The following is a 13,743-nucleotide window of genomic DNA, read 5'->3' as shown; positions in this document are numbered from 1 at the left end:
TACTTCCTTCTCATGAAATAAGTATGTTCATATTTGATTTGCAGCGTTACGAAGGGTTGTTGTTAATACTTTTGAGCCGATTATTAATGATTCTTTTTTAAATGTCATTTTAGGATGATGCAATCCTGGAGTTAAATCTGCACCAATTCCAATCATTGCTGCCTTTAACTTTGGTCTTAAAACAGTATAAAAATGAAAATCATCACTACCAGAAGTTAAAATCGGTTTCTCTAAATAGGATTCTCCTAATGCTTCTACGATGGATTTCTTGGAAATAATCATCGCTTCATCAGAAACTTCAGCACCAGGTGTTTTATCTACCCATTCCCATTCAATTTCTGTATTAAACATTTCACTTACTTGCTTTAATATTTCGTTAATTCGAATTTGAAGTTCGTCCAAAATCGAATTTTTCTGTGCTCTTACGTCCATTGAAAATGTTGCATTTCCAGGAATAATATTCGTACTTCCTCCATCTGCAACAATTTTCGTTAGCTTTGCACTATAAACGTCAAATGGGTTTAAATATATATTTTTAAGCATTTGTTGAATTGCAAACAGTATATCTATAGCATTTTTTCCCTGATGTGGTCTAGCACCATGAGCATCGATGCCATGAATCGATCCACTTAAGAATAGTGCTGCACCATGATGAATAGCAGGTGTCACTTTACCAAAAGGAAGCTCTTCAATTGGACGTAAATGGATACCAAACAGATGTGATACATCATCAATCACTCCATGCTTCACCATTTCAATAGCTCCACCACCAGTTTCCTCGGCCGGCTGGAAAATAAATCGAATTCGTTTTTTCAATTTTTCGTCTTTTAATTTCAGTAAAGCCCCTAATACCATAGACATATTTGCATCATGTCCACAAGAGTGATTTGCTTTCATCTCTCCATCTACTTCTTGCCATAATGCATCAATATCAGCTCGAACGGCAATGACTTCATCGCCTTGCCCAAGTTCTGCGACTAGCCCCGCTACATCAGAAAACGTTTTATAAGGAATGTTCATTTCATCAAGTATAGAAGCGATTTTCTTTGTTGTTTCTACTTCATTCCAGCTTACTTCTGGATTTGCGTGAAAATGATCAAACCAACTATAGATGACTTCCTCGTAAGTTTGCACTTGACCCATTTTTTGCACCTCAAAATTTTTAATTAACTTTCCCTATTATACATAATATTAATAAATTTATTAACCACTTCTAGCTATTAGTATACTAAAATCAAAAAAACGACATTCCAAGTAAAGGAATGCCGCTTCACAATCTTTTTCAATTCGATGATTCAACAGATTTTACTTTCCAATTAAACTATTTTTAATTCGAACAGAGATTAATTCTAAAACGATTGCAATGATTAATGCAAAATAAGTGATTGCACCAACCTCGTGTAAATCATAGTAGAAGCTTGATGACATGAACAATTCAAAACCAATACCGCCAGCTGCCGCAGCTGCACCCATTGCAATGGCAACACCATAATTTATTTCAAATCGTAAAAATGTCCATGAAATCATATATGACGAAGTTTGAGGTAATACAACATGGATGATAATATGCCACCATTTCGCTCCAGTTGCACGTAATGCTTCGATCATCCCACCATCAATTTCTTCAAATGACTCGGAATACGCCTTTGTTAAATAAGCAATCGTGTGTAATATCATCCCTAATACTGCCGCAACACTACCTAAACCTGCAACAATAGCGAAGATGAGCACCCAAAGTACAGTTGGTATCGCTCGAACAATAGAATTGAACGTGATGATGACATTTGATAAAAAGGAAGGCGCCAAGTTTTTTGCACAAGCAATTGCCAAAAAGAAAGAAATAACTGCCCCAATTATAGTCGATAAAAATGCTAGGGCAAGAGTTATTAAAATTTGATATAACGCTGCTCCTAGTGTTACCTGTGTTAAAGCTGGTTGTAAGAACATCATTTTTAAATTATCCAACGTATAGAAAATCGCCCGTTGTAAATCAATTGATTTATAATCTAAAAAGAAAGGTGCTACTAACGTGAAAATCAGTAGAAAGGTTAACGTTAATTGTAATACAAAATTCGATTGATTAAATGTTTTAATCTGTATTTTACCATTACGTACCTGTATCGTTTCTCTTGTTGAAGCTTCAGAAACTTGCATTATAAAATCAACCTCCTTACTTTATTCGAAATTAGTTCAATTGCGATGACAACAACAATTATCGCGACAGTAATTAAGCCAATAGTTGGATAATCCAATCGTTTATAATACAAATCAAAAATATAACCAATTCCCGTACCTGTTAATAAGCCAACCAATGTAGCATTTCGAATATTTGTATCGATCATGAAAAAGACCCAGCTCATCATTTGAGGAAGCGTATCTGGAATAACCCCTCTAAAAACCATTTGGAAATATGTTGCCCCTGTCGCATTTAATGCTTCAACTGAATCAACACTTGCCTCATCAATTGTTTCCATAAAAGCACGAACCAAAAAACCAAACGTCGTAAAGAATAATGCTAGATATCCTGTCACAACATTATGACCAAAGGAGATAACGAGTACTAATGCCCATGCAACAACTGGAATATTACGAAATACTGAAGCGAGAAAGCGAGAAAATATTGCCAGTGGTTGATTGACTTTTGTTGTTTTTGATCCAAACAAGGCAAAGAACAAAGCGGCTATACCTGCTGTTGTCGTTGAAATAACAGAGAGAACGATTGTTTCCCATAACTTTTCCAGTACCTTTGGGAAATTTTCCATAGCTTCTGCATTAGGGATTAGATTAGCTCCCATCCACATTAAAGTCCCTGGAATAGACATGATTCCATCAGCAAAACTAAATTCTGTTAAGGTTTTTGCACCAAAAACAACAAGTATAATTACGATGAAAATCAATGTTAATTGAATACGCTTTTTATTAATAATATCTATTTTTGCATTCAAGATTCCGTCCCCCTATTCAACTAACAAATCTTCCAAATCGGAACCATAAATATCACGAATTGCATAGTTTGATAGTTCTTTCGGAAGTCCTTCAAACACGATTTGTCCTTTATTTAATCCAATAATTCGGCCAGAATATTTTGCTGCAACTTCTACTTGGTGTAAGTTCACCAACACAGTAATCCCCATCGTTTCACAAATTTGTTTTAAGTGATCCATAATCACCTTCGACGAATTTGGATCAAGTGATGCAATTGGTTCGTCGCATAATAAAAGTTTTGGTTGTTGAACTAATGCCCGAGCGATGCCAACACGTTGTTTTTGACCTCCACTTAATTGGTCACACCGTTTATATGCGAATTCCTTCATACCTAACTTATCTAAAATATCCAAAGCTAATTGTTTTTCCTTTTCAGAAAAAATACTAAGTATTCCTTGTAATGTCGATTTATAACCAAAGCGGCCATGTAGGACATTCTCAAATACAGTTAGTCGAGAAACTAAATTATAATGCTGGAACACCATACCTATCTTTGCGCGCTGTTTACGTAACTCTTTTTTATTAAGCCCTGTCATTTCAACATTATCAAATACGACACTACCTTCAGTTGGATCAATCATACGGTTAATACAGCGAAGTAACGTTGATTTTCCTGCTCCAGATGGACCAATAACTGAAACAAATTCACCTTGCTTTAACTCCATTTCGATATTTGAGAGTACTGGTGTTTTACTGTTATAGCTTTTATATAAGTCTTTGATTTTTAAAATCGTTTCAGTACCCACTTCTTTTGAAAATACCTTATTTTCTAATTTTTCACTCGCAGTACTTTCATCAGCTAATATAACCGGCATTGTCAGGACCCCTTTACTTTAAAAAAGAGAACTTATAATATATAAGCTCTCGAGTCGATTTTATATATAAGCTCTCTTTTTCATTTATTAGTTAGATAGTTCACGAATCGGGTTGAACCATTCGTCTTCAACAATCACGAATCTTTCATTACCGCCTTCAGATTTTTCAAATAATCCTGCTGCATCAGAACCTTCTGGGATAAAAATCTCCTCATTGTTTGCAGTCTCATCTGAAGCAAATGCCTCTTCTAAAGCAGCAATTTCTTCTGCAGTTAGAACATCTTCATTTACTACAAACGGGGCATTTAACACAGGTGTTACTGAGATTAAAATAAATTCTTTCCCTACTAAGTTATTGAACGGAGCTGCTGCACCTTCTTTAACTCGGTAGATTGCGCCTGGTTTATTATGTTCACCATCTACTAAGTCAATATAGTTTGCTACACAAGTATCACAAAATGCTGATACATCTGAGTTTTCTAATATCATATTTACTGCTGAACCTTGGTGAGAGTCACCGAATAAAACTTCTGGGAAAATAGCATTTGGTTCTGCTAATTGATCCGCAGTGATATCCTTAAATTCTTCTTTTTCACCGAAGTGAGAGATAATTCCTGTTGTCGGAATGACAAATCCTGATGTAGAAGAAGGGGATACGAATGAAATTGTTTTACCTTGAATTGTATCTAGATTAAATTCACCATTAATTTTGTATTCATCTGCTTTATCTACTGGTACTGCTAACCAGCTGTAATATACTGCATCATCTAATGTTCCTGATGATCCAGATGGAACGACTAATGATTGTACTGCAGCATTTTTTGCATTTGCTTCAACATAGCCTTGCGCACCCATAAATGCTACTTGTGCATTACCGTTTGCGATTGATTCGATTGCAATTGCGTAGTCAGTAGTTAATTTATGTTCTACTTCACGACCAGTAGCTTTAGAGATAAGTGCACCTAACGCATCACGAGAAGCTTTCAATTCATTACCAGATTCATTTGGATACCAAACTACTGTGATTGGTGATTTATTTGCTTCAGATTCTTGGTTTTCTTGTGCTTGTCCATTTGTTGAATCAGTGTTTGAGCTTGCATTGTTAGAGTTGCCATTGTTATCTGCACCACAACCAGCTAGAGCTAGGATTGCAATAATGCTCAAAAAAAGTATGGAAAAAAGTTTTTTCATCTTTATGATTCTCCCTCTAATAGTCTTATAGTTTTGTAGAACATCTACACCATTATTAAATCACAAAAAAAGTAACAAAAAAGTAGACGGAAGGAAGATTAACATTTTTTAACATTTAATTAATAAATGGTATTTTCATAGGGTTTTGTAAAATATATTGATCCGGTTCTAAAATAGCGCCATATCTGCCATGATAGTCTGATCCACCTGTTAGAAACAGGTTATGTTTATTTGCAATTTTTACAATTCGACTTACTTGTTCCATATCGTGGTCTGGGTGGATTTTTTCAATTCCACTTAAGCCAACTGAAACTAATTCCTCAGTAATATCAAAGGAATCTAATTGACCTGGGTGCGCTACAACAGCATAGCCTCCATCCGCGTAAATGGCTTTTACTGCTTTAAAGGCATCTACATAACGAATATCTCCAGATGCTACCCCTCCGCCTTTAAATAGACTTTGGTATAACGTCTTATAATCAACAGATGTATATGGGGCATCAATTAATGCATTCATAATATGTTGTTTGTATAGAATCCCCCCATCTGTCACATAGCGCATAACATGATCTAACGTAACTTTAATACCTGCTCTTTGAATTTGCTCCAACTGCCAAAGAGAATGTAAATGTCTTCGTTGTAACTGTGGCTTACACAGCTCATCGATATTAGGTGTCTCATCACGAAAATCGTAGCCTAGGATGTGTACTTTACGATTCCGCTTAAAATCATAAGCTGAAATTTCGATTCCTGAAATGAATGTAATACCGAATTTTTCAGCAAGCCGTTTCGCTGGTCGAACATGTGAGGTCGTATCGTGATCAACTACACTAATATGGGTTAACCCCTTTTCTTTTGCCATTTCAAATAAGCTTTCTAATGTATCGGAACCATCCGAATACGTGCTATGCATATGCAAATCAAGCCTCATTTGCATTCACCACCACTTTTTGCATTGTAAATACATCATCACATAGCCCTTCCATAAACTCTAAGTCATGAAATATACCAATTAATGTTGTACCTTGGGCTTTAAGCTTTTCAATGGATTGTCGAACCTTTAATTTTGACGCATTATCTAGACTTGCTGTCGGCTCATCCAACAGTAGCAATCGAGGCTTTTTTACTACAGCTCTTGCTATATTCAATCGTAACTTTTCTCCACCTGAAAAATAGTTTGGATAGTTATTCCAGAGCGTTTCATCTAAATCAAAGTGTTTTAATATTAGCGCTGCTTCATTGTGGGCCATATTTTTACTAGCACCTGTTTCCAAGATTGATTGCACGACTAATTCATAGGCAGTAGTGCGGGGCATGACAGATAAAAATTGTGATACGTAACCAATTTCATATTTTCGTAGATGTACAATCTCTCTTGGTGAAGCTGTCACCAAATTGATCCTCCCAAGGCTTTCAGAATCATAATAAATAGCACCACTTTGAGGCAGGTAAGTCCCGTATATACTTTTAAGAATGGTGGATTTTCCGCTTCCACTTTTGCCTACGATTCCTAAAAACTTTCCCTTCTCTACAGTAAAGGAAATGTCGTTTATTGCATGTAACGTTTTATTTAAATGATGGATGGTGAAATCCTTTTGTAAATGTTCAACTTGTATCAAGGTATTGCCCCCTAATTATCGATAATTTGTTTGCAAAATAAGTTTTCCATCTACCATTGTTGATGTAATCATTGGATACCCATCATTCATCCGTTCAATCACCAATAGATCTGCTTTTTTACCTGGTTTTATTGAACCAATTTCATGACCTAGGTTTACTGCACGTGCTGGATTATTAGTTACCAATTGGAATAAATAATGTAGGTCCTCTCCGTATTTTTCATTCATTTCAAATACGCCATGAAGCATCGCAGGAGGGTAATAGTCGCTACAAATAATATCAATCGCTTTTTCCTGAATGGCTTCCGCAGCGCTTAAATTCCCTGAATGGGAACCTCCTATTAGAATATTAGGTGCTCCAGCAATCGTTTGAAGACCAAGCTCTTTTGCGGCTTTTGCAACTTCTAATGTAATTGGAAACTCACTAATCGTCGTTCCAAAAGATTTTACTAGCTTCAGCTTTTCAATCTCATCGTCGTCATGGGAAGCTACTGCAATATTACGCTCTAATGCAAGCTTGCTAATTCGTTCAATATCTTCAAAGGTAATTTTCCGTTTATTTTGATGTCCTTCTATAATCCCATTCAATTCTTCTTCTGACATATCACGATAACCTAACATAGTCTTTTTATAGATTTCTAGATTTCGATACTGACCTTGTCCTGGTGTATGATCCATAAAAGAAAGTAAATGAACTTTATTAGCTTTTATGTTTTCAATTAATATTGGCATTTGATCAATACAATCAATCTCAAATCTAGCATGTAAGCGATGTCGAATCAGATGCTCAGAGTCATGGGATTCATTAATGGCACTGACACATTTTTGGACATTTTCTGGATTACGTATCGCTTTATGCGAATATTTGTCATCTCCATAATAAGAAAGTGAGTGGAATATCGTTGTGATACCATGTGTGGCTAGAATACGTTCGCTTTCTCTTAATCCAAGATTCATATCCATGATTGAACTCGGTCTCGGTGACACGATCGTTTCAATATAATCTGAATGTATATCAACGAGTCCCGGAGAAATATATCCTCCTTTTGCATCGATAATATGTGCATCTGCAAATTGACCGACTTCATTTTCATGAATGATATCTACAATACGGTCATCTTCTACGACGACTGCATGATTTTTTAACATTTCACTTTCAGTTACAATCGTACCGTTCGTTAAAATATGCATCTAATCATTCCCCATCCTTCTATTAAAGTAATGAATATACTAGCTGCTGTGTATACGCATGCTGCGGATCTTCTAATATTTGATCTGTTAATCCTTGTTCAATAATTTGACCATTTAACATCACGATTGTCCGATCAGCTAGCATTCGAATGACAGCTAAATCATGGGATACGACAATCATTGAAATATTTAGTTCTCGCTGAATCGTTTTTATTAAATCAAGGACAGAAGCTTGCACTGACAAATCAAGACCCGTTGTTACTTCATCCAATAGTAAAATTGGTGGGTTACTTGATAAAGCTTTTGCAATTTGGACACGCTGCTGCATTCCACCTGAAAAATTTTTAGGGGGTTCCTTGCTTCGTTTCAAAGGAATATTAACTTTATCAAGCAATTCATTACTTCTATTCACCATATTTTTTACATGTCGGTTACCCGCAGAAATTTGCTTTTCTGCAATATTACTAATAGAAGAAAAGCTCATTTTTAGCCCAAGCATTGGATTTTGATAGACCATGCCTAGCAATGTATTTCGTATAAATCGTTTTTGTTGCTCTGATTGGGTGAAAATATTTAACGAACCACTATGAAAATCTTCTAGATAACCAGCACCTGCTGTAATCTCTTCGTCAAAATACAAGCTTTTCATTAATGTTGATTTACCACTTCCACTCTCGCCAACAATTCCTAAAATTTCACCACGGTAAAGATCAATCGACACGTTTTTACATGCAAAGACTGTTTTGCAGATAGGGCAAAAGTTTTTTTCTAATTTTGCATTTTCCTGTAAACAATTCGGACAGCCATCTCCATATTGCTTTGTCAAATTTCTAATTTTTAGAATGGGTAATTCCACATGCATTTATATCCCTCTTTTCTGTTCTAAGTACTCTTGCATGTAGCTAGTGTCATTGCAAAGATAGTAAGTTTCACCTGTCTCTTCATCTGTGAACTCATCTAGAAAAACATTAGAAAGTCCCGTTGCTCTGCATACTTTTCCTTCAAACTTCTCAATCTCAAATGGGTAATCATCAAATGCAAGAGATTCTACCTTTGTATATGCAGGGACAGCGTATATCTTCTTTTCGCGTCCAGCTCCAAATAACATAAGTGCTTCGCTTTGATTAATTTTCGGATTATCAAAACGAGGGATAGGACTTGGATTCATAACATACCGGTTATGGACAAAAACTGGATAATCTGCACCTTGGGATGTTTGGTTATAGCGCATAATCTGCTCAAACAACAGTAAGTAAGCACCGCTATATTCTCTTTCTGCATGCATTTGTTTCGTTTTAAATTCACTGCGCTCCACATGACGTAGTGGTTCAGGTTCTGGTACTTGTAAAATCATTATTTGATCATTTCTTAGTGGTACTTCTGGGATTCGGTGTCGAGACTGGATCATTGTTGCTTCACTTGTATGAATCGTTGTTTCAACACCTGTTGTTTTTTGAACTAGTTTTTTTATATTAACAGCATTTACAGATTCATCTGATCCTTGGTCAATTACCTTTAGCACATCACTTTCTCCAATAAGGGAAAGGGTTATTTGAAGGCCACCTGTACCCCACCCACGCCCAATAGGCATTTCACGAGATGCAAAAGGGACTTGATAACCAGGAATAGCAACCCCCTTTAAAACGGCACGTCTTATCTCCTTTTTGGATTGTTCATCTAAAAAAGCGAATGGAAACAAACTCATTTGCGTGCACCTTCTCTTTTAATTTTTCTGATCTGTTCAAGCTTTGATTGGAATGTCACATAATGCGGCAATTTCAAATGCGAGATAAATCCAGTCGACTCAACAGTATCAATGTGTAACAGAACAAATTCCTCATCATGAATAGGCGTATTTTCTGGATTTTCTAGCGCATGGTCAAGAATGGACATGGCAATTGCTTTCGTTTCGTTTTGACCAAAACAAGCCCCATAGCCAATATCAAACTCCAGAACCTCTTTTCCATTTTCACTGACATTGGCAGGTATAAAGGATTCCACCTCTGTTAACTTAATGGAGCCTATATAATATTCATCCTCATCATCTATTTGAATATGGATAGGTTGATAGCCTACTCGTACTTCCCCCACATTTGGATGAGATGAACCATAACCACGAAGGCCCGCATATCCAAAAGATACTACCGCACCTGTTTGACCTCGCGTTAAAATTTGTAGTCGCTCACTACGGTTGCTTGGAAAAGTTAAGCTCTCCTTTGTTACATCATCTGGCTGTTCATCATTTATCGGTAAATCGTGAATAAGTCCTTCTTTGCGTAAATAATCCATCACCTTTGGGAGTTTTTCTAATGGCAAAGAGCTTTCCTCTGGAACTTCAATACTTTCGAATTCCGCTTTTTTTTGCCTAACATCTTGCTCTGTTTCAGTGATTAGCGAAAAATCGATTAGTCGATGTAAATAGTCTTGGGAAGGACCTAAAATTTGACCGCCAGGGATGTCTTTGAAACTAGCAGAAATTCGACGAATTACAAGCATATCTCTTGGATCTGTTACAGTTGAGTAATACAGCCTTGGCAATGTTGAGCGATGTGCACGTAAAAGGAATACAGCTTCTTCTACATTTCCCTCACTTTGTTTCATTGCAACTGCTGCCAAGCTTTCGCTATATAAGCTACTCTCGGACATCACTTGATCTAAAAAGCCGCGCATTGTTGCTTTAATCGTCTTCACATCAATCCATTCCCCATGCTTCACTCGTTCATAGGTTAGGTGTTGAAGTGATGCTTCGATTGCTTCCTTACCACCCGTTACTGCTACATAACCCATCTACATGACCTCCGTTATTTGAGTTGTTCTTGGGATACCCACTACGTTTCCCTGTGAATCAATCAATATAAAATCTATACCTAACGGGTACTCTGCATTGATTTCCCTTCTTTTTTCGATTATTTCAGGATGAATCGTGCAATGAAGTTCGTTCTTTGTTTTTATTCCAGGTCCAATTAGTTCGTAGTGATAACCCTTTAGTAAACTGCCAACTTCAAAAATAATTGTTGCAGATTTATGCGGATTCACTAAATTACCTATTTTTACAACACTTAAACTATCAACAACCCTATCAACGGATGTTTGTTCCGGAATTATTACGTAATCTGCTTTATCTAAGTCAGTTAAATGGCTCCCAGTGAAAACGCGAAGAATATGAGCGAAAGATTGACCTTCTTCAACAACATGAAAGGTAACCTCACTATCTAAAAGCGTTTCACAAACTAGAGCTGTTCTGGAATCAAATGGCTCCATGTCATTTTTGCTTTTGTCTAATTGATTGATTTTACCAGGAAATGAAAGGGCGTCTAATATTGTGCGAAACGCCTTTTGTGTATGGTGGAATGCCATTTTATTTCCTCCTTAACTGTTCATCGTTTCAAAGTTTACTTTTGTACGTTCAATGGAGCATTTTATCTCTTTTATCTTGTTATTAAGCTTTTGCTCAAGCATGTTTAAAGTCTCTTGCCATTTTTTCGTCTCTGGCAAATTCTCTTTATAAGCAGCATCAATTACTGCCAATGCCTTTGACAACTCATTATTATCTTCCATTAACATACCGACCCCAAAACTGTCGCCTAATTTCACCTTCGTTTCTGTTATTAAAACCTCTCCTATATAAAACAGTGAATTTTTAGCTGACTCTCGCATCTTGACCATCACGAGCCCCTGTCGAGGTGCAAGTATTTCATGTACTTCATACTTATCCATAACTTCATCTGCCATTTCGATTGCCTCTTGATGCCCAACTTCAATTAAAATCTTTGTTCGTAAAGCACGTCTCATCTTTTACACTCCCTTCAATGACACTGTATCTTGACGCCAAGTTGAACTCCATTAAGGATTTGTGAAGATTATGTAAAAATGTTTTAATAGATTGATTAAAAATGGTTCTATGTCAAATGTTGGGGTGAAGTGATATTACACGGCACCCCGATTATCCTAAATGAATCCCAATTTTCTGAGGTATTATATTCCCAAAATAGTTGGGTGAAATTCAACCGAGTGAGTAAAACTCATTGTTATATTAATTTCCACCAAAGGGCATTTGTGTGAAATAAAAAAGATATGTTTGATTTTTATCATCGTTTACATAATTATTCGTATATATGTATTTGTATTCAATGTTACGTTTGAAGATTTGGATGGCAAAATATGAGGTTTATCGTATTTGTCCGAAACAAACAGCTTGTGATTTTAGCTGTTTGTTAATTTCCTTTATAGGTATTAAAAACATCTGTAGCAATATTTAAAATTAAACGAATTTCTGTCTCATTTTTATTTTGAATTAGATTAAGTAGCAACGTAATCAACTCTTTTTTCTCGAAGTGTCCTTCATTGATGTCTAAACTTTCAAAACTAAAAATATTCGCAGGTACTTCATTTAGGCCTACTATTATTTTTTCAAGCGTTTGTAAGGTAATGTTTCTGTCTCCTCGTTCTACACCGGCTAAATATGATGTTTGAAGGCCACTTTTCTCTGCAAGTTCATCTTGCGTCATTTTTTTTGATTTTCTTATTTCCTTAATCCTCATACCAACTAACTTCACTAAACTATCCATAAAATCACCTCATCTTAAGACTAAGTGAGGGTTTAAAAGGGTTAAAGATACATATAATATAACTTTTATTGATTTTTGTACTTATAAGTACTATAATTTCGTAGTATCAAATTTTTAATAAGGAGATCTATTTATTATGAGTAATAGTTTACCTTCAAATATAGCAATAGAAAATGTAATCCAATCCAAAATGAGGGGTCGTGTTTCTTATCAAGGCTTTGTATCCTCTCAGGTAGCGGTTAATTTTTCATATTCAAAACTTTATAATGATTCTTCTGGAAAAGGATATCAACGTCCTATAGATAATAAACGTTGTAAAGACTTTGCAAATTACCTTTCACAAGGAGAAGATGCTCTTTATACGCCTATCTTGCTAAATGCTGCTGGGAATTGGGAATTTCATGCCTATGATAATCATCGTCCTAATTATGGAAGATTAATTTGTAAGAAGAAAGCGACGCTTATGGATGGTCAACATAGACTAGGGGGAATAAAGGAATATATAAAAGAAACAGATACAACATTAAACGTCCCATTTTTAGCTTTTCACTATTTAGATGAAGACGAAGAAATTAAATTGTTTGACGTTATTAATACAAAAGCGAAGGGGATAGGTACTTCATTAAGTCGTTATTTAAATAGAGATAGTGATGAAATTAGTTGGGTTGCAACTAATTTAATTCTTAAGCCAGAGAGTCCATTCTTTAGTAAGGGTACTTTAATTGGAAAAAGAACTAAAGAGAAAAATATTACTCTTCTAAACTTATATAACATTATAAAATATTTAACTAAAAATTCAGAGTTAGAGAACCTATCTAAAGAAAAGAAACTTAATTTAGCGCTATTTTATTTCAATTTAATTAAACAACTATTTCCTGAAGAATGGGAAGACAACAAATTATATAGATTAACCCATATTACTTGTTTATACGCATTGGCTATCGCTGGGAACAAGATAATTAATGAAAATTATTTACCTAAATCTAATCAACCAGATTCAGCTAAAATAGCAAGTTTGTTAGCCAATTTGAAAGATATTGATTGGTCTGGAAGTGGGGATCTAAGATATTTAAAAGGTTTGCCTGGCGCTTATATGTTATCGGGGGATATATTAAATTGTGTTAAAGGTTAGGTATTTAACAGCGTATAAAATGTAAGTAGGACCAGGACTTGTTCGTTCTGGTCTTTTATTTTAAAGAGAATAGTAGAGAAATATAGCGATAATGTGTAGAGGTGAAACTTACTCTAATTTTTAAGCGCAGAATGTTTAAATTTATAGTTATTATAATAAAGAGAGGAAAAGTTAGGTGAAAACTAAATTAATTACTCAAACTTCGCAGACTAAAATCGACAAATAAGCCTTGATATAGTTAG

At 35.5% G+C, this 13,743-nt stretch carries 15 protein-coding genes; 1 reads left to right on the top strand and 14 read right to left on the bottom strand.

Going from position 1 to position 13,743, the window contains the following annotated elements:
- Positions 1 to 27: 27 nt before the first annotated feature.
- The 14 genes from CD30_RS15560 to CD30_RS15495 form a co-directional block, all read right to left on the bottom strand.
- On the bottom strand, positions 28 to 1,143 hold the full coding sequence (locus tag CD30_RS15560) for an amidohydrolase (RefSeq protein ID WP_036178781.1): 1,116 nt from the start codon (positions 1,141 to 1,143) through the stop codon (positions 28 to 30).
- A gap of 162 nt (positions 1,144 to 1,305) precedes the next feature.
- On the bottom strand, positions 1,306 to 2,154 hold the full coding sequence (locus tag CD30_RS15555; protein WP_036178778.1) for a PhnE/PtxC family ABC transporter permease: 849 nt from the start codon (positions 2,152 to 2,154) through the stop codon (positions 1,306 to 1,308).
- Positions 2,154 to 2,945: a PhnE/PtxC family ABC transporter permease gene (locus CD30_RS15550; RefSeq protein WP_235802075.1), complete on the bottom strand. Its 792-nt coding sequence runs from the start codon at positions 2,943 to 2,945 to the stop codon at positions 2,154 to 2,156. The genes CD30_RS15555 and CD30_RS15550 overlap by 1 nt, the downstream gene beginning before the upstream one ends.
- Positions 2,946 to 2,957: 12 nt before the next feature.
- Complete coding sequence (gene phnC, locus CD30_RS15545; protein ID WP_084077980.1) at positions 2,958 to 3,800, bottom strand: phosphonate ABC transporter ATP-binding protein; 843 nt, start codon at positions 3,798 to 3,800, stop codon at positions 2,958 to 2,960.
- 87 nt (positions 3,801 to 3,887) lie between these two features.
- A complete protein-coding gene (locus CD30_RS15540; protein ID WP_036178775.1) occupies positions 3,888 to 4,991 on the bottom strand; it encodes a PhnD/SsuA/transferrin family substrate-binding protein in 1,104 nt (367 codons plus the stop codon).
- A 115-nt stretch (positions 4,992 to 5,106) separates the two neighbouring features.
- Positions 5,107 to 5,922 carry a PHP domain-containing protein gene (locus CD30_RS15535; RefSeq protein WP_036178772.1) on the bottom strand — a complete coding sequence of 272 codons (816 nt, stop codon included), beginning with the start codon at positions 5,920 to 5,922 and terminating at the stop codon, positions 5,107 to 5,109.
- On the bottom strand, positions 5,912 to 6,610 hold the full coding sequence (locus CD30_RS15530) for a phosphonate C-P lyase system protein PhnL (protein WP_036178769.1): 699 nt from the start codon (positions 6,608 to 6,610) through the stop codon (positions 5,912 to 5,914). The genes CD30_RS15535 and CD30_RS15530 overlap by 11 nt, the downstream gene beginning before the upstream one ends.
- A gap of 15 nt (positions 6,611 to 6,625) precedes the next feature.
- Entirely contained in the window at positions 6,626 to 7,801 is a 1,176-nt protein-coding gene (gene phnM, locus CD30_RS15525) for a phosphonate metabolism protein PhnM (protein ID WP_036178766.1), read from the bottom strand.
- A gap of 22 nt (positions 7,802 to 7,823) precedes the next feature.
- On the bottom strand, positions 7,824 to 8,663 hold the full coding sequence (locus CD30_RS15520; RefSeq protein ID WP_036178764.1) for an ATP-binding cassette domain-containing protein: 840 nt from the start codon (positions 8,661 to 8,663) through the stop codon (positions 7,824 to 7,826).
- Positions 8,664 to 9,506 (bottom strand): alpha-D-ribose 1-methylphosphonate 5-phosphate C-P-lyase PhnJ, encoded by an 843-nt coding sequence (locus CD30_RS15515; RefSeq protein ID WP_036178762.1) that lies wholly within the window; start codon positions 9,504 to 9,506, stop codon positions 8,664 to 8,666. It lies immediately after the preceding gene.
- Complete coding sequence (locus CD30_RS15510) at positions 9,503 to 10,588, bottom strand: carbon-phosphorus lyase complex subunit PhnI (RefSeq protein ID WP_036178760.1); 1,086 nt, start codon at positions 10,586 to 10,588, stop codon at positions 9,503 to 9,505. Before CD30_RS15510 ends, CD30_RS15515 begins: the two co-directional genes overlap by 4 nt.
- A complete protein-coding gene (gene phnH, locus CD30_RS15505) occupies positions 10,589 to 11,158 on the bottom strand; it encodes a phosphonate C-P lyase system protein PhnH (RefSeq protein ID WP_036178757.1) in 570 nt (189 codons plus the stop codon).
- 12 nt (positions 11,159 to 11,170) lie between these two features.
- Positions 11,171 to 11,593: a phosphonate C-P lyase system protein PhnG gene (phnG, locus tag CD30_RS15500; RefSeq protein ID WP_036178754.1), complete on the bottom strand. Its 423-nt coding sequence runs from the start codon at positions 11,591 to 11,593 to the stop codon at positions 11,171 to 11,173.
- Positions 11,594 to 12,015: 422 nt separating this feature from the next.
- Positions 12,016 to 12,369, bottom strand: coding sequence for a helix-turn-helix domain-containing protein (locus CD30_RS15495; protein ID WP_036178752.1), 354 nt, complete (start codon positions 12,367 to 12,369; stop codon positions 12,016 to 12,018).
- Positions 12,370 to 12,505: 136 nt separating this feature from the next.
- Between CD30_RS15495 and CD30_RS15490 the strand changes: the two genes are divergently transcribed.
- Positions 12,506 to 13,501: a DGQHR domain-containing protein gene (locus tag CD30_RS15490; RefSeq protein ID WP_036178749.1), complete on the top strand. Its 996-nt coding sequence runs from the start codon at positions 12,506 to 12,508 to the stop codon at positions 13,499 to 13,501.
- The last annotated feature ends 242 nt before the right edge of the window (positions 13,502 to 13,743 follow it).

Origin of the sequence: Ureibacillus massiliensis 4400831 = CIP 108448 = CCUG 49529 (assembly GCF_000772965.1) — a bacterium.
Taxonomy (GTDB): Bacteria; Bacillota; Bacilli; order Bacillales_A; family Planococcaceae; genus Ureibacillus; species Ureibacillus massiliensis.
This window is presented reverse-complemented; position numbering and strand designations above follow the sequence as displayed.

Bases quoted from the DNA above. Each gene is read 5' to 3' on its own strand.
- CD30_RS15560 (WP_036178781.1), bottom strand. From the start codon at position 1,143: ATGGGTCAAGTGCAAACTTACGAGGAAGTCATCTATAGTTGGTTTGAT.
- CD30_RS15555 (WP_036178778.1), bottom strand. From the start codon at position 2,154: ATGCAAGTTTCTGAAGCTTCAACAAGAGAAACGATACAGGTACGTAAT.
- phnC (WP_084077980.1), bottom strand. From the start codon at position 3,800: ATGCCGGTTATATTAGCTGATGAAAGTACTGCGAGTGAAAAATTAGAA.
- CD30_RS15540 (WP_036178775.1), bottom strand. From the start codon at position 4,991: ATGAAAAAACTTTTTTCCATACTTTTTTTGAGCATTATTGCAATCCTA.
- CD30_RS15535 (WP_036178772.1), bottom strand. From the start codon at position 5,922: ATGAGGCTTGATTTGCATATGCATAGCACGTATTCGGATGGTTCCGAT.
- phnM (WP_036178766.1), bottom strand. From the start codon at position 7,801: ATGCATATTTTAACGAACGGTACGATTGTAACTGAAAGTGAAATGTTA.
- CD30_RS15520 (WP_036178764.1), bottom strand. From the start codon at position 8,663: ATGCATGTGGAATTACCCATTCTAAAAATTAGAAATTTGACAAAGCAA.
- CD30_RS15515 (WP_036178762.1), bottom strand. From the start codon at position 9,506: ATGAGTTTGTTTCCATTCGCTTTTTTAGATGAACAATCCAAAAAGGAG.
- CD30_RS15510 (WP_036178760.1), bottom strand. From the start codon at position 10,588: ATGGGTTATGTAGCAGTAACGGGTGGTAAGGAAGCAATCGAAGCATCA.
- phnH (WP_036178757.1), bottom strand. From the start codon at position 11,158: ATGGCATTCCACCATACACAAAAGGCGTTTCGCACAATATTAGACGCC.
- phnG (WP_036178754.1), bottom strand. From the start codon at position 11,593: ATGAGACGTGCTTTACGAACAAAGATTTTAATTGAAGTTGGGCATCAA.
- CD30_RS15495 (WP_036178752.1), bottom strand. From the start codon at position 12,369: ATGGATAGTTTAGTGAAGTTAGTTGGTATGAGGATTAAGGAAATAAGA.
- CD30_RS15490 (WP_036178749.1), top strand. From the start codon at position 12,506: ATGAGTAATAGTTTACCTTCAAATATAGCAATAGAAAATGTAATCCAA.